The organism is Curtobacterium subtropicum, assembly GCF_030362975.1.
In the GTDB taxonomy this organism is placed as follows: Bacteria; Actinomycetota; Actinomycetes; order Actinomycetales; family Microbacteriaceae; genus Curtobacterium; species Curtobacterium subtropicum.
Map to the genome: position 1 here is coordinate 1 of NZ_JAUCMM010000014.1, position 24,043 is coordinate 24,043.

General features: G+C 70.3%; 22 protein-coding genes. 10 read left to right on the forward strand and 12 right to left on the reverse strand.

The window, feature by feature from the left end; genetic code table 11:
- Window positions 1–78 precede the first annotated feature (78 nt).
- The 5 genes from pgl to tkt all read right to left on the reverse strand — a co-directional run bounded on the left by pgl (window position 79) and on the right by tkt (window position 6,985).
- The gene (pgl, locus tag QUG98_RS14980; protein WP_289471318.1) at window positions 79–849 is read right to left on the reverse strand and encodes a 6-phosphogluconolactonase; all 771 of its coding nucleotides are present in this window, start codon (window positions 847–849) and stop codon (window positions 79–81) included.
- A 104-nt stretch (window positions 850–953) separates the two neighbouring features.
- Window positions 954–1,898, reverse strand: a complete 945-nt coding sequence (locus tag QUG98_RS14985; RefSeq protein WP_126891145.1) for a glucose-6-phosphate dehydrogenase assembly protein OpcA — start codon at window positions 1,896–1,898, stop codon at window positions 954–956.
- Entirely contained in the window at window positions 1,895–3,433 is a 1,539-nt protein-coding gene (zwf, locus tag QUG98_RS14990) for a glucose-6-phosphate dehydrogenase (protein WP_058727801.1), read from the reverse strand. The genes QUG98_RS14985 and zwf overlap by 4 nt, the downstream gene beginning before the upstream one ends.
- A gap of 191 nt (window positions 3,434–3,624) precedes the next feature.
- Window positions 3,625–4,737 carry a transaldolase gene (gene tal / locus QUG98_RS14995; protein ID WP_289471319.1) on the reverse strand — a complete coding sequence of 371 codons (1,113 nt, stop codon included), beginning with the start codon at window positions 4,735–4,737 and terminating at the stop codon, window positions 3,625–3,627.
- A gap of 154 nt (window positions 4,738–4,891) precedes the next feature.
- Entirely contained in the window at window positions 4,892–6,985 is a 2,094-nt protein-coding gene (gene tkt / locus QUG98_RS15000) for a transketolase (protein ID WP_289471320.1), read from the reverse strand.
- A gap of 373 nt (window positions 6,986–7,358) precedes the next feature.
- On the opposite strand from tkt, the gene QUG98_RS15005 reads away from it, so the two are divergent.
- Window positions 7,359–8,303: a heme o synthase gene (locus QUG98_RS15005; RefSeq protein WP_137767395.1), complete on the forward strand. Its 945-nt coding sequence runs from the start codon at window positions 7,359–7,361 to the stop codon at window positions 8,301–8,303.
- Window positions 8,304–9,035: 732 nt separating this feature from the next.
- Here the strand turns inward: QUG98_RS15005 and QUG98_RS15010 are convergent.
- On the reverse strand, window positions 9,036–10,022 hold the full coding sequence (locus QUG98_RS15010) for a COX15/CtaA family protein (protein WP_137767394.1): 987 nt from the start codon (window positions 10,020–10,022) through the stop codon (window positions 9,036–9,038).
- Window positions 10,023–10,272: 250 nt separating this feature from the next.
- Between QUG98_RS15010 and sufB the strand changes: the two genes are divergently transcribed.
- The 5 genes from sufB to QUG98_RS15035 are packed head-to-tail and all read left to right on the forward strand — an operon-like array spanning window position 10,273 to window position 14,504.
- Window positions 10,273–11,691, forward strand: coding sequence for a Fe-S cluster assembly protein SufB (gene sufB, locus QUG98_RS15015; RefSeq protein WP_058727805.1), 1,419 nt, complete (start codon window positions 10,273–10,275; stop codon window positions 11,689–11,691).
- Window positions 11,692–13,023: a Fe-S cluster assembly protein SufD gene (gene sufD / locus QUG98_RS15020; protein WP_289471321.1), complete on the forward strand. Its 1,332-nt coding sequence runs from the start codon at window positions 11,692–11,694 to the stop codon at window positions 13,021–13,023.
- Window positions 13,023–13,349 (forward strand): non-heme iron oxygenase ferredoxin subunit, encoded by a 327-nt coding sequence (locus QUG98_RS15025; protein ID WP_434533454.1) that lies wholly within the window; start codon window positions 13,023–13,025, stop codon window positions 13,347–13,349. The genes sufD and QUG98_RS15025 overlap by 1 nt, the downstream gene beginning before the upstream one ends.
- 58 nt (window positions 13,350–13,407) lie before the next feature.
- Window positions 13,408–14,175, forward strand: a complete 768-nt coding sequence (sufC, locus tag QUG98_RS15030) for a Fe-S cluster assembly ATPase SufC (protein WP_289471322.1) — start codon at window positions 13,408–13,410, stop codon at window positions 14,173–14,175.
- Complete coding sequence (locus QUG98_RS15035) at window positions 14,175–14,504, forward strand: metal-sulfur cluster assembly factor (RefSeq protein ID WP_022902786.1); 330 nt, start codon at window positions 14,175–14,177, stop codon at window positions 14,502–14,504. The genes sufC and QUG98_RS15035 overlap by 1 nt, the downstream gene beginning before the upstream one ends.
- Window positions 14,505–14,784: 280 nt before the next feature.
- Here the strand turns inward: QUG98_RS15035 and QUG98_RS15040 are convergent, their stop codons facing one another.
- Window positions 14,785–15,384 carry a biotin transporter BioY gene (locus tag QUG98_RS15040; RefSeq protein ID WP_289471323.1) on the reverse strand — a complete coding sequence of 200 codons (600 nt, stop codon included), beginning with the start codon at window positions 15,382–15,384 and terminating at the stop codon, window positions 14,785–14,787.
- Between the two features lie 115 nt (window positions 15,385–15,499).
- Between QUG98_RS15040 and QUG98_RS15045 the strand changes: the two genes are divergently transcribed.
- Window positions 15,500–17,098, forward strand: coding sequence for an ABC-F family ATP-binding cassette domain-containing protein (locus QUG98_RS15045; protein WP_289471324.1), 1,599 nt, complete (start codon window positions 15,500–15,502; stop codon window positions 17,096–17,098).
- A 55-nt stretch (window positions 17,099–17,153) separates the two neighbouring features.
- Here the strand turns inward: QUG98_RS15045 and QUG98_RS15050 are convergent, their stop codons facing one another.
- The 3 genes from QUG98_RS15050 to QUG98_RS15060 are packed head-to-tail and all read right to left on the reverse strand — an operon-like array spanning window position 17,154 to window position 18,921.
- Window positions 17,154–18,125, reverse strand: a complete 972-nt coding sequence (locus tag QUG98_RS15050; protein WP_289471325.1) for an SURF1 family cytochrome oxidase biogenesis protein — start codon at window positions 18,123–18,125, stop codon at window positions 17,154–17,156.
- Window positions 18,122–18,430 carry a hypothetical protein gene (locus QUG98_RS15055; RefSeq protein WP_374109361.1) on the reverse strand — a complete coding sequence of 103 codons (309 nt, stop codon included), beginning with the start codon at window positions 18,428–18,430 and terminating at the stop codon, window positions 18,122–18,124. Before QUG98_RS15055 ends, QUG98_RS15050 begins: the two co-directional genes overlap by 4 nt.
- Complete coding sequence (locus tag QUG98_RS15060) at window positions 18,430–18,921, reverse strand: DUF3099 domain-containing protein (RefSeq protein ID WP_289471326.1); 492 nt, start codon at window positions 18,919–18,921, stop codon at window positions 18,430–18,432. Before QUG98_RS15060 ends, QUG98_RS15055 begins: the two co-directional genes overlap by 1 nt.
- Before the next feature lie 163 nt (window positions 18,922–19,084).
- Here QUG98_RS15060 and fabG point away from each other — a divergent pair, with 163 nt between their 5' ends.
- Window positions 19,085–19,798, forward strand: coding sequence for a 3-oxoacyl-ACP reductase FabG (fabG, locus tag QUG98_RS15065; protein WP_289471327.1), 714 nt, complete (start codon window positions 19,085–19,087; stop codon window positions 19,796–19,798).
- A gap of 128 nt (window positions 19,799–19,926) precedes the next feature.
- Here the strand turns inward: fabG and serB are convergent, their stop codons facing one another.
- Together serB and QUG98_RS15075 are read right to left on the reverse strand one after the other, a co-directional pair.
- Window positions 19,927–20,565 (reverse strand): phosphoserine phosphatase SerB, encoded by a 639-nt coding sequence (serB, locus tag QUG98_RS15070; protein WP_289471328.1) that lies wholly within the window; start codon window positions 20,563–20,565, stop codon window positions 19,927–19,929.
- A gap of 79 nt (window positions 20,566–20,644) precedes the next feature.
- Window positions 20,645–21,886 (reverse strand): glucose-1-phosphate adenylyltransferase, encoded by a 1,242-nt coding sequence (locus QUG98_RS15075; RefSeq protein WP_289471329.1) that lies wholly within the window; start codon window positions 21,884–21,886, stop codon window positions 20,645–20,647.
- 47 nt (window positions 21,887–21,933) lie between these two features.
- On the opposite strand from QUG98_RS15075, the gene glgA reads away from it, so the two are divergent.
- Window positions 21,934–23,133, forward strand: coding sequence for a glycogen synthase (gene glgA / locus QUG98_RS15080; RefSeq protein ID WP_289471330.1), 1,200 nt, complete (start codon window positions 21,934–21,936; stop codon window positions 23,131–23,133).
- A gap of 9 nt (window positions 23,134–23,142) precedes the next feature.
- The gene (locus QUG98_RS15085; protein ID WP_289471331.1) at window positions 23,143–23,925 is read left to right on the forward strand and encodes an ABC transporter ATP-binding protein; all 783 of its coding nucleotides are present in this window, start codon (window positions 23,143–23,145) and stop codon (window positions 23,923–23,925) included.
- Window positions 23,926–24,043 lie beyond the last annotated feature (118 nt).

Here is a 24,043-nt window from a genome sequence, read left to right on the forward strand (position 1 = left end):
GGGGGCCGCGGGCGGGGGGGGGGGGGGGGGGGGGGGGGCCCGCCGCCCCCGCGCCTCCCGTCCGTCAGGAGCCTGCGCCTAGTACGTCGACGCGATCAGGTTCTCCGGCACGTCGCGCGCGGCGTCCTGGTCCACGAAGAACACCGTGCGCTTGCGGCCCTGCACGCCGCCGACGGGGACCTCGTCCACCGCAGCGCCGGCCAGCGCGAGGCCGAGCACGGACGCCTTCTCGGCACCGGACAGGATCACCCACACGCGCTGCGAGGCGTTGATCACCGGGAAGGACAGCGTCAGGCGCTGCGCCGGCGGCTTGGGGGAGTCGTCGACGGTCAGGACTGCACGGTCGGTCACCGCGAGCTGCGGGAACTCCGGGAAGAGCGACGCGGTGTGACCGTCGGGGCCGACGCCGAGCAGCGTGATGTCGAAGCGCGGCGCGACCGCACCCTCGGGCGCGGCGTCCTGGAGTCCGCGCTCGTACTGCGCGGCGGCCTCGTCGATGGACAGACCCGCGTCGGACGGCGCCATCGGGTGGATGTTCGCCTCGGGGATGTCCACGTGCGCGAAGAAGTCGGACTGCGTGCCGGTGACGTTGCGGTCCGCGTCGCCTTCGGCCACCCAGCGCTCGTCGACCCACCAGACGTGCACCTTCGACCAGTCCACGCTCTCACGCGCGGGGGACTGCCCGATCGCCGCGAGGACCAGGGTCGACACGGAGCCGCCACTGATCGCGATGTCGGCGCGCTCCTGCTCGTCCAGCACGTCGATGATCTTCGTGATGAAGCGGGCGGCGACCGACGCGCCGAGGGACTGCTTGTCCGGGTGCACCAGCACCCGTCGTTCGTTGGTCACGTGTCTCCCGTGTTCGTGGCGGCCGACCGATGCGACCGCCTTCGGTCCGGCCGGGCCCGGGTGGTCGTCGTGTCGACCACCCGGGACCCGGTCGTGTGGGGTGCTCAGCCGGCGATGGTCTCGCGCAGCTGGGGCACCCCGTGCTTGACGACGTCTCCGAAGAGGACGTCCGGGTCAAGTCTACGGAGTTCCTCTGCGAGGCAGTCACGGAGGTTCCGCCGCGGCAGCGACAGGTCGTGCGTCGGCTGGCCGGGCATCGACAGCGTCGCGACGTCGACGAGCGAGCGCTCGAGGTCGATCGTGCCCGAGGCGCGCTCGAGCTTGACCCCGTGGATGCCGCTCGACCCGGTGGCCCGCGGCGAGGTCACGACGGACACCGGCACCTGGAGCTGCAGCTGCAGCCAGGCGGCGAGCAGGACGGTCGAGGGGCTGTCGCTCGCGCCGGAGACCTCCACACCCGTGACCGGCTCGTACGGCGGCTGGTCGAGCGCCGCGGCGAGCTGGTTCCGCCACAGCGTCAGACGGGTCCACGCGAAGTCGGTGTCACCGGGGACGTAGGACTTCCCGAGCGCCTCGATGGCGCCGTTCGGGTCCTTCTGCGCGGCAGCGTCGGTGATGCGACGCTGCGCGATCCGGCCCAGTGCGGACGCCGCCGGCTGCTCGGGAGCGGCCTGCGGCCACCACGCGACGACGGGGGCGTCCGACAGCAGCAGGCCCGTGACCAGGCTCTCCTCGTCGGTCGCGGTCTCGCCGTACGCGCGGAGGACGATGACCTCGCTCGCCCCCGCGTCGCTGCCGACACGGATCTGCGCGTCGAGGCGCCCGGGGGACTTCGTGTCCCCGTCGTTCTTCGACACGATGATGACGCGCATCGGGTGCTCGCGCGACGCCTGGTTCGCCGCCGAGATCGCCTCTTCCTCGTGGCCGAGGGCCGTCGAGATGATGAGTGTCAGCACGCGGCCGAGGGCGACGGCGCCGCCCTCCTCGCGGATGTGGACGAGCTTCTTCTGGATCTTCGAGACCGTGGTGTTCGGCATGTCGATCTTCATGGACGCCTCCAGGTCCGGCCGTCGCGGGCGAGCAGGGCATCGGCGGACGCCGGACCCCACGTGCCGGGACGGTACTGCTCGGGTTGGCCCTGCGTGGCCCAGAACTCCTCGATCGGGTCGAGGATCTTCCACGACAGCTCCACCTCTTGGTGACGGGGGAACAGGGGCGGGTCGCCGAGGAGCACGTCGAGGATGAGTCGCTCGTACGCCTCCGGCGAGGCCTCGGTGAACGCGTGCCCGTAGCCGAAGTCCATCGTCACGTCACGCACCTGCGTGCCGACGCCGGGGACCTTCGAGCCGAAGCGGAGCGTGACGCCCTCGTCCGGCTGGACACGGATGACGAGCGCGTTCTGCCCGAGCGGCGCCTGCGTGTTGCCGTAGACGTCCTCGGGGACGCGCTTGAAGACGATCGCGATCTCCGTGACCCGCCGGCCGAGGCGCTTGCCGGCACGCAGGTAGAACGGGACGCCCTGCCAGCGGCGGGTCGCGATGTCGAGCTTGATGGCGGCGTAGGTCTCGGTCGTGGACTCGGGGTTCATCCCCGCCTCCTCGAGGAACCCGAGCACCTTCTCGCCGCCCTGCCACCCGCCGTCGTACTGCCCGCGGGCGGTCGCCGTGGCGAGGTCCTCGGGCAGGCGCACGGCGGAGAGCACCTTCTCCTTCTCGGCGCGCAGGTCAGCGGCCTTGAACGAGACGGGCTCCTCCATCGCGGTGAGCGCGAGGAGCTGCAGCAGGTGGTTCTGGATGACGTCGCGCGCGGCACCGATGCCGTCGTAGTACGCGGCACGACCCGCGACGCCGATGTCCTCGGCCATCGTGATCTGCACGTGGTCGACGTAGTTCGAGTTCCAGATGGGTTCGTACATCTGGTTCGCGAACCGGAGCGTCAGCAGGTTCTGGACGGTCTCCTTGCCGAGGTAGTGGTCGATGCGGAACACGTCGTCGGGCGCGAAGACGCTCTCGACGATCGCGTTCAGCTCGCGCGCGGTGCGGAGGTCGGAGCCGAACGGCTTCTCGACGACGACGCGGCTCCACGAGCCCTCGCGCTTCTCGGTCAGACCGGAGACCTTGAGCTGCTCGGTCACCACCGGGAACATCTTCGGCGGGATCGACAGGTAGAAGGCGTGGTTGCCGAGCGTGCCGCGCTCCGCGTCGAGCTCGTCGACGGTGCGCTTCAGCTCGAGGAACGCCTCGGGGTCGTCGAACGAGCCCTGCACGAAGCGGATGCCCTGCTCGAGCTGCTTCCAGACGGCCTCGTCGAAGGGGGTGCGGGAGTGGTCCCGGACCGCGTCGTGCACGAGTTGGGAGAAGTCCTGGTCCTCCCAGTCGCGCCGGGCGAACCCGACGAGCGCGAACCCGGGCGGCAGGAGCCCCCGGTTCGCCAGGTCGTAGACCGCGGGCATCAGCTTCTTGCGGGACAGGTCGCCCGTGACGCCGAAGATGATGAGGGTGCTGGGACCCGCGATCCGGTTCAGACGTCGGTCGGTCGGCAGCCGGAGCGGGTTGTGCTCCGGGGTGATCGCCACCGGTGACATGGGTGTGGACTCCTTGTGGGTCGAACGGAGACGGCGGAGCGCAACGCTGCGGTGGCAGCGGCGACTCCGCCGTCGTGGTGGTCAGGGTCGGCCGGGAGGCGCGTCGCGGCTCCGGTGGACCGGTCCTGACCGTGGGTGCCCGCGTTCCGACGACGGTGGTGCCGTCACCGGGACGCGGGCTCCTGTGGTGCCTACTTGCTGTTCTCGAGCGCGGTCTTCACCGTGTCGACGAGCTCGCCCCAGGAGACGTTGAACTTGTCCACGCCCTCCTTCTCGAGCAGCGCGACGACGTCGTCGTAGTCGACGCCGGCCGCGGCGATCTGGTCCATGACCTGCTGGGCGCCCTCGTACGAGCCGGCGATGGCGTCGCCGTGGATCTCGCCGTGGTCGAACGTCGCGTCGAGCGTCTTGCCCGGCATGGTGTTGACCGTGTTCGGCGCGGCGAGCTCGGTCACGTAGAGCGTGTCGGGCAGCGACGGGTCCTTGACACCGGTCGAGGCCCAGAGCGGACGCTGCGTGTTGGCACCCGACTCGAGCAGGCCCAGGGCGCGCTCGGTGGCGAACGCCTCGGTCCAGACCTGGTACGCGAGCTGCGCGTTGGCGATGCCGGCCTTGGACTTGAGGGCCTTCGCCTCGTCGGTGCCGACGGCGTCGAGGCGCTTGTCGATCTCGGAGTCGACGCGCGACACGAAGAACGACGCGACCGAGTGGATCTTCGAGAGGTCGTGGCCGGCGGCCTTGGCCTTCTCGAGGCCACCGAGGTAGGCGTCGATGACGGCGCGGTAGCGCTCGAGCGAGAAGATCAGCGTGACGTTGACGGAGATGCCGGCGCCGATGACCTCGGTGATGGCCTCGAGGCCCTCGAGGGTCGCGGGGATCTTGATGAGCACGTTCTCGCGGCCGACCTTCTCGAACAGGAACTTCGCCTGCTCGATGGTCTTCTGGGTGTCGTGGGCCAGGCCCGGCTCGACCTCGATCGAGACACGGCCGTCGAAGCCCTTGGTCTCGTCGTAGATCGGCTTGAAGACGTCGGAGGCGTTCGCGACGTCCTGCGTGGTGATCTCGAAGATCGCCTCGGTGACGTCGGTGCCCTTCGCCGCGAGCTCCTTGACCTGCGTGTCGTAGCGCTCACCCTTGGCGAGGGCCGACGCGAAGATGGTCGGGTTCGTGGTGACGCCGACGACGTTCTTCTGCTCGATGAGCTCGGTGAGCTTGCCGGTCTCGAGGAGCTCGCGCGACAGGTCGTCGAGCCAGATGCTGACGCCGACCTCGGAGAGGGCGGCGGTGGGGGTGTTCTCAGCCATGGTTTCTCTTCTTCTTTCGTCGACCGGCCCGGTGCGCGGAGGCGACCAGGGCCGTGGTGTCGTGGTCTGTGGGCCGGGAGGCGCGGGGCGGGCCCGCTGCGTGCCTCCCGGCAGAGGGGCCGGACCCGGCGTACCGGATCCGGCCCCTCGTGGGTCAGGACGCTGCGATCGATTCCTTGGCGGCCGCGACCACGTGCTCCGTGGTGAAGCCGAACTCGGCGAACAGGCGCTGGTAGTCGGCCGACGCACCGAAGTGCTCGATCGACACGCTGCGGCCCTTGTCGCCGACGATGTCGCGCCAGCTCATCGCGATGCCGGCCTCGACCGAGACGCGTGCGGTGACGGCCTTCGGCAGGACCTGCTCGCGGTAGGACTCCGACTGCTCGAAGAACCACTCGAGCGACGGGGCGCTCACGACGCGGGCGTTGATGCCCTCGCCCTTGAGCTGCTCGCGGGCGTCGACCGCGATCTGGACCTCGGAACCGGTCGCGATGAGGATCACGTCCGGGGTGCCGTTCGGCGCCTCGGCCAGGACGTACGCACCCTTGGCGACGTTCTTCGCCGACGCGAGCGTGTCGCCGGAGGCGTCGCCCTCGCCACGCTCGAACACCGGGAGGTTCTGGCGGCTCAGCGCGATGCCGGCCGGGCGGTCCTTGTGCTTGAGCATCTCGAGCCAGGCGTACGAGACCTCGTTGGCGTCGGCCGGACGGACGACGTCGAGACCCGGGATCGCACGGAGGGCGGTGAGCTGCTCGATCGGCTGGTGCGTCGGGCCGTCCTCGCCGAGGGCGATGGAGTCGTGGGTCCAGACGTAGATCGCCGGCGCCTTCATGAGCGCGGCGAGACGGACCGCCGGACGCATGTAGTCGCTGAAGATGAGGAACGTGCCGCCGAAGGGACGGGTGTTCCCGTGCAGGACGATGCCGGACAGGATCGATCCCATCGCGTGCTCGCGGATGCCGAAGTGCAGCACGCGGCCGTACGGGTCGGTCGACCAGGTCTTCGTCGAGGCCTCGGCCGGACCGAAGGACTTGGCGCCCTCGATCGTGGTCAGGTTCGACTCGGCGAGGTCGGCGGAACCGCCCCAGAACTCGGGCATGAGCGGCGCGATGGCGTTGATGACCTTGCCGGACGCGGCGCGGGTCGAGACGGCCTTCTCGGTGGAGAACACCGGCAGCGCCTCTTCGAGACCCTCGGGGAGCTCACCCGCGTTGATGCGGTCGAGCATCGCCTTCTTCTCCGGGTTGGCCGCAGCCCACGCGTCGAAGGTCTTGTTCCACTCGGCGTGCTGCTCCTGGCCCTTGGCGATCGCACCGCGGGTGTACTCGAGCACCTCCGGGTCGACGTGGAAGGTCTTGTCGGCGTCGAAGCCGAGGACCTCCTTGAGGCCCTTGAGCTCGTCGGCGCCGAGCGCCGAACCGTGGATCTTGCCGGAGTTCTGCTTGGTCGGCGACGGCCAACCGATGATCGTCTTGAGGACGATGAGCGACGGCTTGGTCGTCTCGGCCTTCGCGGCCTCGACGGCGCGGTAGAGCTCCTCGACGTCCTCGGAGTACTCGCCGGTCTTCTTCCAGTCGACGTGCTGGACGTGCCAGCCGAGCGCCTCGTAGCGGGCGGCGACGTCCTCGGAGAACGCGATGTCGGTGTCGTCCTCGATCGAGATCTGGTTCGAGTCGTAGAAGACGACCAGGCGACCGAGCTGCTGGCGGCCGGCGAGGCTCGCGGCCTCGTTGGTGACGCCTTCCTGCATGTCGCCGTCACCGGCGATCACGTAGGTGAAGTGGTCGAAGGGCGACTCGCCGTCGGCGGTCTCCGGGTCGAACAGGCCGCGCTCGAAGCGCTGGGCGTAGCCGAAGCCGACGGCCGAGGCGAGGCCCTGGCCCAGCGGGCCGGTGGTGATCTCGACGCCGTCGGTGTGGCCGTACTCCGGGTGACCCGGGGTCTTCGAGCCCCACTTGCGCAGGTGCTGCAGGTCCTCGAGCTCGAGGCCGTAGCCGTGCAGGTAGAACTGCACGTACTGGAGGATCGAGGCGTGTCCGGCGGACAGGATGAAACGGTCGCGGCCGATCCAGGTGGAGTCGCTGGGGTCGCGACGCATCACCTTCTGGAAGAGCAGGTGGGCGACCGGCGCGAGGCTCATCGCGGTGCCGGGGTGACCGTTGCCGGCGGCCTCGACCGAGTCGGCGGCGAGGACGCGCGCCGTGTCGACGGCCTTCCGGTCGATGGCGTCCCAGGTGAATTCAGCCACTTGGATGTTGACCCTTCGTTGTTGCGACATGTGCGAGGGCTCGTGCCATCGCACGGACATGATCGCCGTCCCGGGGCCGTGTGTCGTGTCGCCGTCGAGCGGCGGCCGACCGGCTCTTCGCGACCGACGTCTTCGGGGCACACGATGCGGGAGGGCGTGTCCAGCATAGTGACAACGCTCTCAGAAGGTGTCCAGGTGACGACGGTGCCGTGTCGAGCACTCGGCCCGGTCGGCGAGGCGGGGCATCCTCGCGGCGCCTCGATGGCCTAAACTGGCGGAGACCCGTGTGCATTCCGGGTCGACGCACGCCCCGACGGTGACGGAGCCGCCCACCGAGCGTGCGAGCTGACGCGAACGGACTGAGGTTCCCCTGTTGACTGCCACCGCGACCCGGCCCGACACCGATCGACCCCGCTCGACGCTGTCGCGCAAGGTCCGGGCGTACGTGTCGCTGACGAAGCCCCGGGTCATGGAGCTGCTCCTCGTCACCACGGCGCCGACGATGTTCCTGGCGGAGCGCGGGGTGCCGGACCTGTGGCTCGTGTTCTGGACGATGCTCGGCGGCGCGATGTCCGCGGGCTCGGCGTCGGCGTTCAACTGCTACATCGACCGCGACATCGACCGGCTGATGAAGCGCACGAGCCAGCGGCCCCTGGTCACCGGCGAGCTCTCCGACCGCGAAGCGCTCGTGTTCTCGTGGACCCTCGCGGTGCTCTCGACCGCGGTCCTCGGCTTCCTGGTGAACTGGCTCGCCGCCGCGCTCAGCGTGGTCGCGATCCTGATCTACGTGTGCGTCTACACGCTGTGGCTCAAGCGCCGCACCCCGCAGAACATCGTCTGGGGCGGATCGGCCGGGTGCATGCCCGTGCTCATCGGCTGGGCGGGCGTCACCGGGTCGCTGTCCTGGGCGCCCATCATCCTCTTCATGGTGATCTTCCTCTGGACGCCGCCGCACTACTGGCCGCTGTCGATGAAGTACCGCGACGACTACGACGCCGCCGACGTGCCGATGCTCGCCGTCGTCCGCGGCCGCACGGTGGTCGGGCTGCAGGTCGTGCTCTACGCCTGGGCGACGCTGGTCTGCTCGCTGCTGCTCATCCCGGTCGCGCACATGGGGCCGCTGTACACGGTCGTCGCGCTCGCTGGTGGCATCTGGTTCGTGGTCGAGTCGCACCGCCTGTACTCGCGGGCGATCCAGCACGTCGAGCAGGTCCAGCCGATGCGGGTCTTCCACAGCTCGATCACCTACCTGACGCTGCTGTTCATCGCCGTGGGCATCGACCCGCTGCTGCCGCAGGTCTTCACCTTCACGATCTAGTCCGGGCTCGTCGCCCCGTTCCCACAGCGCCGCCGGTCCGCCGGCGGCGCTGTCGTGTGCCGTGCGTGCGTGCGGTCGCGTACGGCATGCGTGCGATCGCGCACGGGCGATTGCGGCTGTGACGACAGCTCCGTTGTCGGACGACGGCGACGGTGTCGCGGTGCCCCGTGGGCGTCACCGGGTGCGCCGAGCCTGCCGGACCGGGCGACGATGCCGTTGTCGGACGACGGCGACGGTGTCGCGGTACCCGTGGGCGACACCGGGTGCGCCGAGCCTGCCGAACCGGGCGACGATGCCGTTGTCGGACGACGGCGACGGTGTCGCGGTGCCCCGTGGGCGTCACCGGGTGCGCAGAGCCTGCCGGACCGGGCGACGATGCCGTTGTCGGACGACGGCGACGGTGTCGCGGCAGCCGCGGGGCGGTGACCGGGCGCCGGACGGGAGGCGCGTGGCGGGCGGGGGACGAGCCTCCCGTCCGCATGGTGGCCGGGTCGGCGCGGGGCGCGAGCCGGTGCTGACCCGCGCGAGGCGGTCGCGTCCGCGCGAGACGGTCGCGTCCGCGCGAGACGGAGCCGGATCCGGGGGCGTCTCGCTCGGTGGGCGGTGTCTCACGCCGACGCCGGCGTCTCGCCCTGGTCCGCCACCGACGCCACTCGGACGACGACATCCCACCGGTCGGACGACAGGTGGGATGTCGTGCTGCGCGGGAGCGGTCCCGGGGCCAGCGCCGGGTCAGGCGGCGATGCGCTCCCGGACGGCCTGGCGTCCCGCACTGCCGCGCGTGGAGAGCACGACGACGGTGACGGCGCCGACGAGGAGGCCGGCGAGCACCATGTGCGTCCCCACCAGGCCGACCGGCAGGCCCGTCCGCGCCTGGGTCAGGCCGACGGCGATCTGCACGAACTCGACCACGAGCAGGACCAGGGCCCAGCGGCTCGAGAGCCGCAGGACGACCGCGCCGACGACGAGCGCGAGGGTGAGGGCGAAGAGCACGTAGGCCGGGATCGCGTGCAGGTGCTCCATGAGCTGCGGATCGAACCCGGTGCGGTGCAGGCGACCGCCGTCGACCGCCTCGCTCGCTCCGGCGTGCGGGCCGGAGCCCGTGGTGAGGATGCCGACCAGGACGGTGACGACCACGGCGGCGACGGTGCCGCGGACCAGACCGGTGTACCAGCCGGGGACGAGTCGGGCAGCGGTCCGGGGGCCGTTCATCGAGCGGTACACGAGCGTCGCGGTGACCGCGACGAGGGTCGTGGAGACCACGAAGTGCAGGCCGACGACGAAGGGGTTCAGGTTCGTGAGGACGCTGAGACCGCCGATCACGGCCTGCACCGGGATCGCGATGCCCTGGGCGAAGGCGAGCCAGAAGAGCTCGGGACGCGTGCGGCGCATCCGGACCACGAGCAGGAACATCGCGACCGCGACGATCACCAGGACGAAGGTGAGCAGACGGTTCCCGAACTCGATCACGCCGTGGATGCCCATCTCGGGCGTGGACACGAGCGACTCGGCGGTGCACTTCGGCCACGTCGGGCAGCCCAGACCCGAGGCGGTGAGCCGGACGAGGCCGCCGGTGCCGATGAGCACGACCTCGACCACGAAGGACGCCCAGGCGAGCCAGATCACGCGGGGGTCGACGGCGCGGGGGAGCGACCACCACCGTGGGTCGCGGGTGCCGGGGCGGACGCCCTGCTCGACGGTGGGTCCGACGCGAGTCACGAGGGTGGTGCCTTCCTGTTGTTCCGTGCGGTGAACCTGTAGGATTCGAGGGTTCAGCAGCAGTCAAGTCTAGGCAGGCGCCGGCTCCGAATGGGCCGAGATCGCCGATCGGTCGGACGACTGCGTGGGACCATCGACGTTGCGAGGCAGCAACGCCGTGGGACTCCTGTCGGAGGTCCGCGGTGGAATGGCGTCCGGACGTCACGGGTTGTCCCGGAAGACGCTGCCGCGAGAAGGAAACGAGGAGACCATGTCCGACGTGCTCATCGACCGTCCAGAACTCGAAGGGCTCGGCCAGTACGAGTTCGGCTGGTCCGACTCCGACACGGCCGGTGCGTCTGCGCGCCGTGGTCTGTCGGACGAGGTGGTCAGCGACATCTCCGCCCGGAAGGACGAGCCCGAGTGGATGCGCAAGCTCCGCCTCAAGGCGCTCACGCTGTTCGACCGCAAGCCGATGCCGTCGTGGGGTGCCGACCTGTCGGACATCGACTTCGACAACATCAAGTACTTCGTGAAGTCCACCGAGAAGCAGGCCCAGACCTGGGAAGAGCTGCCCGAGGACATCCGCAACACCTACGAGCGTCTCGGCATCCCGGAGGCCGAGCGCCAGCGTCTCGTCGCCGGCGTGGCCGCCCAGTACGAGTCCGAGGTCGTCTACCACCAGATCCGCGAGGACCTGGAGCAGCAGGGCGTCATCTTCATGGACACCGACACGGCGCTCCGCGAGCACCCGGAGTTCTTCGAGGAGTACTTCGGCTCCGTCATCCCGGCCGGTGACAACAAGTTCGCCGCGCTGAACACCGCCGTGTGGTCCGGCGGCTCGTTCGTCTACGTCCCGAAGGGCGTGCACGTCGAGATCCCGCTGCAGGCCTACTTCCGGATCAACACCGAGAACATGGGCCAGTTCGAGCGGACGCTGATCATCGCGGACGAGGACTCCTACGTCCACTACATCGAGGGCTGCACGGCGCCGATCTACAAGTCGGACTCGCTGCACTCCGCCGTGGTCGAGATCATCGTGAAGAAGAACGCCCGCGTGCGCTACACGACGATCCAGAACTGGTCGAGCAACGTCTACAACCTCGTCACCAAGCGCGCGATCGCGCACGAGGGCGCGACGATGGAGTGGATCGACGGCAACATCGGGTCGAAGGTCACGATGAAGTACCCGTCGATCTACCTCGCCGGCGAGCACGCCAAGGGCGAGACCCTCTCCGTCGCCTTCGCCGGACCGGGCCAGCACCAGGACGCCGGCGCGAAGATGATTCACATGGCGCCGTACACGACGTCGTCGATCGTCTCGAAGTCGATCGCCCGCGGTGGTGGCCGCGCCGGCTACCGCGGTGAGGTCCGGGTCGACCCGGCTGCGCACCACGCCGCGAACACCGTCCGGTGCGACGCGCTGCTCGTCGACACGGTCAGCCGCAGCGACACGTACCCGGCGATCGACATCCGCGTCGACGACGTGCAGCTCGGGCACGAGGCCACCGTCTCCCGCGTCAGCGAGGAGCAGCTGTTCTACCTGATGTCGCGCGGCATGCCGGAGGACGAGGCCATGGCCATGATCGTCCGTGGCTTCATCGAGCCCATCGCCCGCGAGCTCCCGATGGAGTACGCGCTCGAACTCAACAAGCTCATCGAGATGAGCATGGAAGGATCCGTCGGCTAGATGTCGAACACCAGCACCAACCCGACACCGACCGACGGGGCCACCCCCGCGCCCCGTATCGACCAGCCGGTCGAGCCCTCGGCCGTGGCGCAGGGCCAGCAGGCCCCCTCGGCGCAGGGAACCGAGCGCAGCGCTGGATCCGAACAGCACGGCGCTCGGGCACACTCCGACGGCGGCTGGGACACGAAGGCCCCGGTCCAGACCCGCTCGGAGCGCCCGCAGTCCGGTGACCTCGACGCCTTCCCGCCGGTCACCGGCCGCGAGGTCAACTGGAAGTTCGCACCGCTCGCGAAGCTCCAGCCGCTGCTCGACGGCGGCCTCGACGGCTCCGCCTACCGGTTCCTGGCCCGCCAGACCGAGGGCGCGGACGTCGAGTGGGGCCGGAGCGACGACCCGGTCGTCGGCTCCGCCGGCCTGCCCGAGGACCGCGCTGCGGCTGCGGCCTGGACCGCGCGTGACGCCGTGCTCAAGGTGACGGTCAAGGCGACCGAGGCGCACGAGTCCATCTCGATCACCCGGTCGGACTTCGGCACCGAAGCCCGCGCAGCGCACACGGTCATCACGGCCGAGCAGCACGCGCAGGGCATCGTCGTGATCGACAACCGTGGGTCGGCGCTCCTCAGCGAGAACGTCGAGATCGTGGTCCGCGACGGCGCACGGCTGACGGTCGTGAGTCTGCAGGACTGGGACGACGACGCGGTGCACGTGTCGACGCAGTTCGCCGAGGTCGGCCGCGATGCCTTCCTCAAGCACGTCGTGGTCTCGCTCGGCGGCGACGTCGTCCGCGTGAACCCCTCGACGCACCTCGGAGCACAGGGCGCCGACACGGAGATGTACGGCGTGTACTTCGCCGACGCGGGTCAGTACATCGAGCAGCAGGTGTACGTGAACCACGACGCCCCGAACACCCGCGGCCGCGTCAACTACAAGGGCGCACTGCAGGGCGAGGGCGCGCACACGGTCTGGATCGGGGACGTGCTCATCGGTCGCGCCGGTGACGGCACCGACTCCTACGAGCAGAACCGCAACCTCGTCCTCACCGACGGCACGCGCGCGGACAGCATCCCGAACCTCGAGATCGAGACGGGCAACATCGAGGGGGCCGGGCACGCCAGTGCGACCGGTCGCTTCGACGACGAGCAGCTGTTCTACCTGCAGGCCCGTGGCATCCCCGAGGAGGAAGCCCGTCGCCTCGTCGTCCTCGGCTTCCTGGTCGAGGTCATCCAGAAGATCGGCGCGCCTGAGCTCGAGGAGCGGCTGGTCGCCGCCGTGGAGCAGGAGCTCGCCGACGGCCGCACGGCGGTCGCCGCGGCCGAGCAGGCGGACGCCTGATGGCCGAGAAGGTCTGCGCCGAGTCCGAGATCGCGGTCGACAGCCCGATGCGGGTCGTCGTCGACGGCACCGCCGTGGCGATCGTCAAGGACTCCGCCGGGGCCGTCCACGCGATCGGCGACACCTGCACGCACGGGGACATCTCCCTGGCGGAGGGCTTCGTCGAGGGCGACACGCTCGAGTGCTGGGCCCACGGGTCCCGGTTCTCGCTGGCGACCGGCAAGCCGCAGAACTTCCCGGCGTACGAGCCGGTGCCCGTCTTCCGGGTCGAGGTCCGTGACGGCGACGTCTACGTCGACGTGCACGACACCGTCCCCGTCGACTGAGCGACCCCACTCTCCTCCGCGGCTGACGCCGCACACCAGCTGCAACCGAAGGAACGCAATGTCCACTCTCGAAATCCGCGACCTCCAGGTCTCGATCGACACCGATCAGGGCACCAAGGAGATCCTGAAGGGTGTCGACCTCACCATCAACGAGGGCGAGATCCACGCGATCATGGGGCCGAACGGCTCCGGCAAGTCCACCCTGGCCTACACGATCGCCGGGCACCCGCGCTACACCGTCACGGGTGGCTCGATCACCCTGGACGGCGAGGACGTCCTGTCGATGAGCGTCGACGAGCGCGCCCGCGCCGGCATGTTCCTCGCCATGCAGTACCCGGTCGAGATCCCCGGCGTCACGGTGTCGAACTTCCTGCGCACCGCGAAGACCGCGATCGACGGTGAGGCCCCTGCGCTCCGCGGCTGGGTCAAGGACCTCCGCCAGTCGATGGCCGACCTCAAGATGGACTCGTCCTTCGCCGAGCGCAACGTGAACGAGGGCTTCTCGGGCGGCGAGAAGAAGCGCCACGAGATCATGCAGCTCGAGCTCCTCAAGCCGAAGTTCGCCGTGCTCGACGAGACCGACTCCGGCCTCGACGTCGACGCGCTGAAGATCGTGTCCGAGGGCGTGAACCGCGCGAAGGCCGCCACCGGGCTCGGCGTGCTCCTCATCACCCACTACACGCGCATCCTCCGCTACATCAAGCCGGACTTCGTGCACGTGTTCGTCGCGGGCAAGGTCGCCGAGCAGGGCGGCCCGGAGCTCGCCGAGCGCCTCGAGAACGAGGGCTACGACCGCTACGTCCAGGCAGCTGCGGCGGGCAACTGATGATCACCGCACTCTCCCCGGAGAAGTTCGACGAGGTCGTCGAGGGCCTCAAGGAGGTCCAGGACCCGGAGCTCGGCGTGAACATCGTCGACCTCGGCCTGATCTACGACCTCGCGATGGACGACGAGGCGAACGCGCTCGTGATCAGCATGACGCTGACGAGCGCCGGCTGCCCGCTCACGGACGTGATCGAGGGCGACACCGCGAACGCGCTCGACGGCATCGTCGACGCGTTCCGCATCAACTGGGTCTGGATGCCGCCGTGGGGTCCGGAGCGGATCACCGACGACGGGCGCGAGATGATGCGCGCGCTCGGCTTCTCGATCTAGGCGCGACCACCTGACGGACGGGAGGCGCGGTGCCAGCTGGCACCGCGCCTCCCGTCCGTCGTCGGTGCTGGTGCGCGCAGAGCGCCCCGCTCCGGTTGCGCAACCTGCCGCTCACGTCCGTCCCGGTCGCAGGACCTGCCGCTCGGCTTCGCGCCCGACGGCATGTCATGCGACCAGAACCGAGCCCGCGGACGACCTCGGCGACCGACCACGGTGCCTCCGCCGGAACGACGACGGGCCCCGCACCAGCAGGTGCGGGGCCCGTCGTGTTCCGGCGGCGTCAGCGGCGACCGGTGAGCTTCCACGCCAGGGGCAGGACGCCCGCGGCGATGAGGGCCTTGGCGACACCGCCGACGATGAACGGGTACAGGCCGGCGGCGAGCACGGACTGCAGGTCGTTCGGCGCACCGAGCTGGCCGAGCACCACCGCGAGCCACGGCAGGCCCGTGACGAACGGGATCGCGCTCGCGAGGAGCATCGCCACCGCCGCACGACCGACCCTCCGGTCCCAGTTGCGGCGCGCGAGCCACCCGACCAGGCCGGCAGCGGGCACGAACCCGATGACGTAGCCGAAGCTCGGCGACGTCAGCGCTGCGAGACCGCCGGAGAACTCGGCGAAGAACGGCGCACCGGCGAGACCGGCGACGGCGTAGACGAGCAGCGAGAGCATGCCGCGGCGGGCGCCCAGCGTCGCGCCGACGAGCACGACCGCCAGGGTCTGCCCGGTGATCGGGACCGGCCACATCGGGACCTGGAGCTGCGCCATCGCGGCGGTGAACAGGGCGCCGCCGGCGACCAGGGCGGCGTCGGTGGCGAGCCCCGAGGTGCGAAGACGGTCGGCGAGGACTGCGCGGCGAGCGAACCCGGTGGCGTTCGTCATGGATTCTCCTAGAATGGACTGCTGGTCCGCTTCCGGACCATCGGTCCCGTCAGCGTAGCGGTGCACCTCCCGCACACGTCGTTGTGCACATCACCAACTGATTGGACGTCCTCCTGTGCTTGCCGTGCACGACCTCGAGATCCGCGTAGGCGCCCGCCTCCTCATGGAGCACGTGTCCTTCCGCGTCGAGAAGGGTGACAAGATCGGGCTCGTCGGGCGCAACGGCGCCGGCAAGACCACGATGACGAAGGCCCTCGCCGGCGAGTCGCAGCCGACCGACGGCAAGATCGACCGCTCCGGCGAGATCGGCTACCTGCCGCAGGACCCGCGGTCGGGCAACCCGGAGGACACCGCTCGCAAGCGCATCCTCGACGCCCGAGGCCTCGGTGAGCTCGTCGAGGGCATCCGGCAGGCGACGCTCGACATGGCGAGCGAGGACCCGGACACCGCCGAGAAGGCCATGCGTCGCTACAGCCGGCTCGACGACCAGTTCAACGCGCTCGGGGGCTACGCGGCCGAGGCCGAGGCGGCGTCGATCGCGTCGAACCTCAAGCTGCCGGACCGGATCCTCGACCAGCCGCTCAAGACGCTGTCGGGCGGTCAGCGTCGTCGCATCGAGCTCGCGCGCATCCTGTTCTCGGACGCCGAGACGATGATCCTCGACGAGCCGACGAACCACCTCGACGCCGACTCCATCATCTGGCTGCGCGAGCACCTGAAGACCTATGCGGGCGGGGTCATCGTCATCTCGCACGACGTCGAGCTGGTCGACGAGGTCGTCAACCGCGTCTTCTACCTCGACGCCAACCGGCAGACCATCGACGTCTACAACATGGGGTGGAAGCTCTACCAGCGGCAGCGCGCCGCCGACGAGGACCGCCGCCGCAAGGAGCGCGCGAACGCCGAGAAGAAGGCCGCGACGCTCAAGGACCAAGCCGCCCGCTTCGGCGCGAAGGCCACGAAGGCAGCCGCGGCGCACCAGATGGTCGCGCGCGCCGAGAAGCTCCTGGCGGGGCTCGAGGACGAGCGCGCCGTCGACCGTGTCGCCAAGCTGCGGTTCCCGACGCCCGCCGCCTGCGGCCGGACGCCGCTCATGGCCGAGGGGCTGTCGAAGTCCTACGGCTCGCTCGAGATCTTCGCCGGCCTCGACCTGGCGATCGACCGGGGCTCGCGCGTGGTCATCCTCGGCTTCAACGGTGCCGGCAAGACGACCTTGCTCCGCATCCTCGCGGGCGCCGACCAGCCGGACACGGGGGAGATCCTGCCCGGGCACGGCCTGCGCATCGGGTACTACGCGCAGGAGCACGAGAACATCGACGTGAACCGCACTGTGATCGAGAACATGGTGTCGGCGTCGCCGAACCTCACCGAGACCGAGGCCCGTCGTGTCCTGGGCTCGTTCCTGTTCACGGGTGACGACGGCTACAAGAAGGCCGGCGTGCTCTCCGGTGGCGAGAAGACGCGTCTGTCGCTCGCGATGATCGTGGTGTCCGGTGCGAACGTGCTGCTGCTCGACGAGCCGACGAACAACCTCGACCCCGCGTCGCGCGAGGAGATCCTCGGTGCCCTCGCCGGCTACGAGGGCGCGGTCGTCCTGGTGTCGCACGACGCCGGCGCGGTCGAGGCGCTCAACCCGGAGCGCGTCCTGCTGCTGCCGGACGGCACCGAGGACCACTGGAACAAGGACTACGCGGAGCTCGTCGAGCTCGCCTAGCCACCTCTGACGGACGGGAGGCGCGGTGCCGGCCGGCACCGCACCTCCCGTTGCGTCAGCGCTGTGCGCCGAGCAGCTCGTCCTCGACCTCGTCGTCGGACCGCGGCTTGGCGTCCTTCCGCCGCTGGCGCTCGAGGGCACGCTCGCGCTCCTCGGGGTCGTCCTGGTTGAGGTTCCGGTACTCCTGCACCATGACGTAGCCCAGGAAGCCGAAGCTGCCCGCGGCGAAGAGGAACCACTGGATGAAGTAGCTGAGGTGCAGGCCGGTGTCGGCAGAGGGTCGGTCCCAGCCGAGGGGGCGGGACTCGGCAGGCGCGGGCGACTCGGACGCGAGCTGGCCGTAGGCACCGGTCCAGATCGGCGTGCCCACCTTGTCCGCGACGTCGGCGAGTGTCACGGACTGCACCTGGTCGGTGTGCGACGGATCGGTGCGCCCCGGGATGCGCGGCTCGCTCTGCTGCAGGCGCGCCGTCACGGTCACCTCGCCGCTCGGGGGAGCGGGGACGCTGTCCGGCGCGTCCTGCCGGTTGCCGGTCGGCACCCAGCCCCGGTCGACGACGAACGCGCGACCGTCGGCGGTCACGAGCGGGGTGAGGACCTCGAACCCGGGCTGCCCGTTGTGCACCCGGTTCCGGACGAGGAGCTGGTCGTCGACGTCGTACCGGCCGGTGACCTCGACGCGGAGCCACTGCTGGTCGTCGTCCCACGACGAGGCCCGGGGGAGCGCCTGGTCGAGCGGAACCGGGGTGTGGTCGTAGTTCTGCGCGATCTGCTCGTTCTGCCGGACCGCCTCGTTGCGGCGGTCCCACTGCCACATCCCGAACAGCGCGCAGATGATCGCGAACGCCACCGCGATGGCGAAGTACCCGAGCCAGCGACGGCTCCGGACGAAGGCCCAGCCGACGGTCGGGCCGTCCGCCGCGGTCAGGCCGACGGACGCGGCACCACGGTCGGACGCGTCGTCGCGCTGCAGCTTCGCGGCGTGCTTCCGGCCGTAGCGGGCCGTGGGGTCGAACTCGTCCGTCATCGTCCGGTGCCGGTGGAGCGCACCCCGACGTCGTTCTTCGGGGCGTCCTCACGCGCGCGGACGTCGTCGAGGCTGTCGACGTCCTCGTGCATGCCGGTCACCCGGACCGGGAACGAGCGGGAGCGCAGGTAGTCGGCGAGGAAGTCGCAGTGCTCCTCGCACGCGGCCCAGATCTTGACCCGGTCGACGGCGTGGATGCGCGGGTTCCGCCAGTTGATCCGCCACTCGGCGGTGTTCGTGCACCCCGCGCGGGAGCAGACCGGGGTGGAGCCGGGCTCCGTGAACAGGTCGAAGGTCGCGCCCATCAGCGTCGCGTCCGGGACTTCGTGGACCAGACACGGGAACGGTCCCCGTTGCGCTGCCACTCCTCCTGCGCATGCTGGGCCTGCTCGCGCAGGCGTTCCTGCTCGGCGCGGTAGGCCTCGGCCCTGGCGTCCTCCTGCTGCTCGCGGAGCCGGGGGTCGACGGCGTCGTACAGCTCGATGGCGCCGGCCGGTGCCACGATGTCGCTCTCGGCCTGGCTGCCGGCGTTCGCGAGGATGACGGCGACCCACGGGATCACCGCGGCGAGCACGATCGGGATGACCGCGAGCCAGGTGTGCCAGGTCGTCCAGATGAGGACCGCGCCGATGAAGCACACCACGCGCACGGCCATCTGCCAGACGTACTTGGACAGGCGGTGTGCCCGGTCCAGCTCGGGGGAGTCAGGCAGGGACGTGATGCTCTGCGTGGACCCGGAGTGGGTGTGCGTCGCGTGGAACCGGCGCTGCGTCGACTTCATACGGTGTTCTTCCATTCGCCAGGGTCAAGCCTAAGCCCGGACCACCGACAGTTGACCCGCCGCGCGGGGGACAGCTGCGGGGAACGGCTCCGGTACGCTCGTCCGGGCGTGTCCAGCGGCCGACGGCCTCGCTGTCGGACCGGCGCACGCCGCGTCACCACACTCGAACGGAGCGATCATGACCACCCCCCGTACCGTCCTCGTCACCGGCGGCAACCGCGGCATCGGCCACGCCCTCGCCGCGCGGTTCGTCGCCGAGGGACACCGCGTCGCCGTGACCTCCCGCAGCGGACAGGGCGGCCCCGAGGGAGCGCTCACCGTCGCCGCCGACATCACCGACTCCGCTTCCGTCGACGCGGCCTTCACGCAGGTCGAGGCCGAGCTCGGACCGGTCGAGGTCCTCGTCGCGAACGCCGGCATCACGAACGACCAGCTCCTGCTCCGCATGTCGGAGGAGGACTTCACCAGCGTGGTCGACACGAACCTGACCGGCACCTTCCGGGTCGTCAAGCGCGCGACCAAGGGGATGATGAAGGCGAAGTTCGGCCGCATCGTGCTCATGTCGAGCGTCGTCGGCGCGTACGGCCAGGTCGGCCAGGTGAACTACGCCTCGTCGAAGGCCGCACTCGTCGGCATGGCCCGCTCGATCACGCGCGAGCTCGGCTCCCGGGGGATCACCGCGAACGTGGTGGCGCCCGGGTTCATCCAGACCGACATGACCGCGGCGCTGCCCGAGGAGCTGCAGGCCGAGTTCAAGAAGCAGATCCCGGCGGCCCGGTACGGCACGGTCGACGACGTCGCCGACGCCACGCTGTTCCTGGCGAGCGACGGCGCCGGCTACGTGTCCGGTGCGGTGATCCCGGTCGACGGCGGACTCGGGATGGGTCACTAGCCCGTCTGCGTCGTCCCGGGACCCGGACGTACGCCTCCGAGTCTCGGGACCAGCGACGGGTTTCGCGCCCTCCGGCACGAGATCGGTCGCCGACCCCGAGCCTCGGGGACGGCCGGCCGAGCTCCGGCTCAGCCGCGCAGGCCGAGCGTCGCGAGCACCACGGACAGGTCGCGGTCCACGACCGCGACGTCGGCCTGCTCGCGCACGCGCGGCTTCGCGTCGAACGCCACGCTGAGCGCCGCGACGCGCATCATCTCGAGGTCGTTCGCGCCGTCGCCGACCGCCACGGTGTGCGCGGCGTCCACGCCGTCCGCCTGCGCCCACTCGCGGAGCGTCGCCGCCTTCGCGTGGGCGTCGACGACGTCGCCGAGCACCCGGCCGGTGAGCGTGCCGTCGACGACCTCGAGCCGGTTCGCCCGGCAGTGGTCGAGGCCGAGCCGGGAGGCGAACGGGTCGAGCACCTCGTGGAAGCCGCCGGAGACGACACCGACGGTACCCCCGGCGGCGTGCACGCCGCGGACGAGCTCCTCGGCACCCCGCGTCACGCGGACCGCCTGCTGCGCACGGGTGCAGACGTCGGCCGGGAGGCCCGCCAGGGTCGCGACCCGCTCCCGGAGGCTCGCGGCGAAGTCGATCTCGCCGCGCATGGCGCGCTCCGTCACCGCCTGCACCTGTGGCCGGGTCCCGGCGTGGTCGGCGAGCAGTTCGATGACCTCGTCCTCGAGCAGCGTGGAATCGGCATCGAGGACGACGAGGAAGCGGGGCACGGACCAACGGTACCGACAGCGGGAGGCGCGGCGACGTCCGTGACGTCAGCCGCGCCTCCAGGCCGGTGTGATCCGTGGGTCAGGCCTCGACCCGCACGCCCTTGCCGACGACCGTGATGCCCGACTCGGTGACGGTGAAGCCGCGGGCCTCGTCCGCCTCCCGGTCGACGCCCACCTGCGCGCCCGGCGCGATGACCACGTCCTTGTCGAGGATCGCGCGGTTCACGATCGAGCCGGCCCCGATGGACGCGCGTTCGAACACGATCGAGTCGAGGACCTTCGCGCCGGAGTCGATGCCGCACCACGGGCCGATCACGCTGCGCTCGACCTGGGCTCCGGAGAGCAGGCAGCCGAGCGCCACGATCGAGTCGACCGTCGAGCCGGTGTTGCCGTTCGCGTCGCGCACGAACTTCGCCGGCGGCAGGTTCGTCTGCTGGTTGAAGATCGGCCAGTCCTGGTTGTACAGGTTGAAGACGGGGACCGGCGCGATGAGGTCCATGTGCGCGTCGAAGAACGAGTCGATCGTGCCCACGTCGCGCCAGTAGTACCGGTCGCGGTCGTTCGAGCCGGGCACGTCGTTGCGCTGGAGGTCGTAGACGCCGGCGTCGCCGCGGGCCACGAAGTCCGGCACGATGTCGCCGCCCATGTCGTGCTTGCTCGACTCGATCTGCCCGTCGCGGAGCACCGCGTCGACGAGGGCGTCGGCGTTGAACACGTAGTTGCCCATCGACGCGAGGATCTCGTCGGGCGAGTCGGTCAGGCCGACGGCGTCCTTCGGCTTCTCGAGGAACGCGTCGATCCTGGTCGGGTCGTCCTGGTCCACCTGGATGACGCCGAACTGGTCGGCGAGCCCGATGGGCTGCCGGATCGCCGCGACCGTGGCACTGCGGCCGGAGGCGATGTGGGCCTCGATCATCTGGTGGAAGTCCATCCGGTAGACGTGGTCGGCGCCGACCACGACCACGATGTCCGGGCGCTCGTCGCGGAGCAGGTTGAGCGACTGCAGGATCGCGTCCGCCGACCCGGCGAACCACCGCTTGCCGAGTCGCTGCTGCGCCGGCACCGACGCGACGTACGACCCGAGGAGGCCCTCCATGCGCCAGGTCTCGGCCACGTGGCGGTCGAGGCTGTGCGACTTGTACTGGGTCAGGACGACGATCTTCTGCAACCCGGAGTTGACCAGGTTGGAGAGCGCGAAGTCGATGAGGCGGAAGTTGCCGCCGAACGGGACTGCGGGCTTCGCGCGGTCGGCGGTGAGCGGCATGAGCCGCTTGCCCTCGCCGCCGGCGAGGACGATGCCGAATACCTTCTTTGGTGCCATGTGGTTCACAGTAGGCGTCCGGACAGTGAACCCGTTACGTTGAGTCCGTGCGAGTCGATCTACTGACCAGGGAGTATCCGCCGGAGGTCTACGGCGGAGCGGGTGTCCACGTGGCTGAGCTCACGGCTGCGCTGCGGTCGGGGACGGACACGGACGTGCGCGTGCGTGCCTTCGGGGCGTACCGCGACGAGGAGGGCGTGTGGGCCTACCGCACGCCCGAGGGCCTCGAGAACGCGAACGGTGCGCTGCAGGCGCTCGGGACCGACGTCCGCATCGCCGCCGACGTCGAGGGCGCCGACCTGGTGCACTCCCACACCTGGTACGCAAACGCTGCGGGGCGCATCGCGCAGCTCACCCACGGCATCCCGCACGTGGTCACCGCGCACAGTCTCGAGCCGCTGCGCCCCTGGAAGGCCGAGCAGCTCGGTGGCGGCTACCGCCTGTCGAGCTGGATGGAGCGCGAGGCGTTCGAGCAGGCCGACGGTGTGATCGCCGTCTCCAAGGCCATGCGCGCCGACATCCTGCGCTCGTACCCGTCCATCGACCCGGCGAAGGTGCACGTCGTCTACAACGGCATCGACATCGACGAGTGGAAGCCGACGGTCGACGAGGACGCCGTGCGCGCCCTCGGCATCGACCCGTCGCGCCGCTCGGTGGTGTTCGTCGGCCGGATCACCCGGCAGAAGGGGCTGCCCTACCTGCTCCGTGCGGTGGCGTCGCTGCCGTCGGACGTGCAGATCGTCCTGTGCGCCGGCGCGCCCGACACCCCCGAGATCATGGCCGAGGTCACCGGACTCGTCGAGTCCCTCCGGCAGGAGCGCGACGGTGTCGTGTGGATCGATCGCATGCTGTCCCACCAGGAGGTCGTCAACGTCCTGTCCTCGGGCACGGTGTTCGTCTGCCCGTCGATCTACGAGCCGCTCGGCATCGTGAACCTCGAGGCGATGGCGTGCGGCATCCCGGTCGTCGGGACGAGGACCGGGGGCATCCCGGAGGTCGTCGCCGACGGGCTGACCGGGCGCATCGTCCCGATCGACCAGGCGCAGGACGGCACGGGCACGCCGAACGACCCCGACCGTTTCGTCGCCGACCTGGCCCGCACCCTCGACGAGGTCCTGGCCGACGAGGGGCTCGCGAGGCTCATGGGCCGCGCCGGACGCCTGCGCGTCGAGAGCGAGTTCACCTGGGACGCGATCGCGCACCGCACACGGCAGGTCTACGACGAGGTGCTCGCCCGGAAGCCGTAGGCTGGAGCCATGCCCTCGGTCGTGCGCTTGTCAGACGTCTCCGTGGTCCGCAACGGGGCCACCATCCTCGACGGGATCTCGTGGGAGGTGCAGGACGACGAACGCTGGGTGGTGCTCGGTGCCAACGGTGCGGGCAAGACCACGCTGCTGCAGGTGGCCGGTGCCCAGACGTTCCCGACCTCGGGCAGCGTCGAGGTGCTCGGGACCGAGCTCGGCGGCGCGGACCTGTTCGAGCTGCGTCCCCGGATCGGCTTCGCGTCGACCGCCCTCGCCCGTCGGATCCCGGTGACCGAGAAGGTCGTCGACGTCGTGCTGACCGCCGCCTACTCGGTGACCGGGCGCTGGAACGAGGAGTACGAGGAGCTCGACGTCCGCCGTGCCCAGCGTGTGCTCGACGAGTGGGGCCTCGGTGACTTCACCGACCGCACCTTCGGCGAGCTGAGCGACGGCGAGCAGAAGCGCGTGCAGATCGCCCGCGCCGTCATGACGGACCCCGAGGTGCTGTTCCTCGACGAGCCGGCGGCCTCGCTCGACCTCGGCGCACGCGAGAGCCTCGTGCGCACGCTCGGCGGCTACGCGCAGAGCAGCGACTCACCGGCCATCGTGATCGTCACGCACCACGTCGAGGAGATCCCCGAGGGCTTCACGCACGCCCTGGTGCTCGCCGACGGCGCCGTGCAGGCCGCCGGTCCGATCGACGAGGTCCTCACCGCCCCGACCCTCTCCCAGGCCTTCGGCGTCGAGCTGACCGTGTCGAAGGACGCTGGCCGGTACACGGCGCGCGCAGCCTGACGCTCCCGATCCGGCCCGTCGTCTGGTAACGTGGACGGCTGGCGCACGCCGCAGACTTCCCGCGCGGGGGTCCCGATCGAGTCCGCTCGAACCGGCCGTCCGCGCATCTCCCACCATC

Excerpts from the sequence above, each read along its gene's own strand:
- QUG98_RS14985 (WP_126891145.1), bottom strand. The coding sequence starts at position 1,898 with ATGAAGATCGACATGCCGAACACCACGGTCTCGAAGATCCAGAAGAAG.
- zwf (WP_058727801.1), bottom strand. The coding sequence starts at position 3,433 with ATGTCACCGGTGGCGATCACCCCGGAGCACAACCCGCTCCGGCTGCCG.
- tal (WP_289471319.1), bottom strand. The coding sequence starts at position 4,737 with ATGGCTGAGAACACCCCCACCGCCGCCCTCTCCGAGGTCGGCGTCAGC.
- sufB (WP_058727805.1), top strand. The coding sequence starts at position 10,273 with ATGTCCGACGTGCTCATCGACCGTCCAGAACTCGAAGGGCTCGGCCAG.
- sufD (WP_289471321.1), top strand. The coding sequence starts at position 11,692 with ATGTCGAACACCAGCACCAACCCGACACCGACCGACGGGGCCACCCCC.
- QUG98_RS15025 (WP_434533454.1), top strand. The coding sequence starts at position 13,023 with ATGGCCGAGAAGGTCTGCGCCGAGTCCGAGATCGCGGTCGACAGCCCG.
- sufC (WP_289471322.1), top strand. The coding sequence starts at position 13,408 with ATGTCCACTCTCGAAATCCGCGACCTCCAGGTCTCGATCGACACCGAT.
- QUG98_RS15035 (WP_022902786.1), top strand. The coding sequence starts at position 14,175 with ATGATCACCGCACTCTCCCCGGAGAAGTTCGACGAGGTCGTCGAGGGC.
- QUG98_RS15040 (WP_289471323.1), bottom strand. The coding sequence starts at position 15,384 with ATGACGAACGCCACCGGGTTCGCTCGCCGCGCAGTCCTCGCCGACCGT.
- QUG98_RS15050 (WP_289471325.1), bottom strand. The coding sequence starts at position 18,125 with ATGACGGACGAGTTCGACCCCACGGCCCGCTACGGCCGGAAGCACGCC.
- QUG98_RS15055 (WP_374109361.1), bottom strand. The coding sequence starts at position 18,430 with ATGGGCGCGACCTTCGACCTGTTCACGGAGCCCGGCTCCACCCCGGTC.
- QUG98_RS15060 (WP_289471326.1), bottom strand. The coding sequence starts at position 18,921 with ATGGAAGAACACCGTATGAAGTCGACGCAGCGCCGGTTCCACGCGACG.
- fabG (WP_289471327.1), top strand. The coding sequence starts at position 19,085 with ATGACCACCCCCCGTACCGTCCTCGTCACCGGCGGCAACCGCGGCATC.
- QUG98_RS15075 (WP_289471329.1), bottom strand. The coding sequence starts at position 21,886 with ATGGCACCAAAGAAGGTATTCGGCATCGTCCTCGCCGGCGGCGAGGGC.
- QUG98_RS15085 (WP_289471331.1), top strand. The coding sequence starts at position 23,143 with ATGCCCTCGGTCGTGCGCTTGTCAGACGTCTCCGTGGTCCGCAACGGG.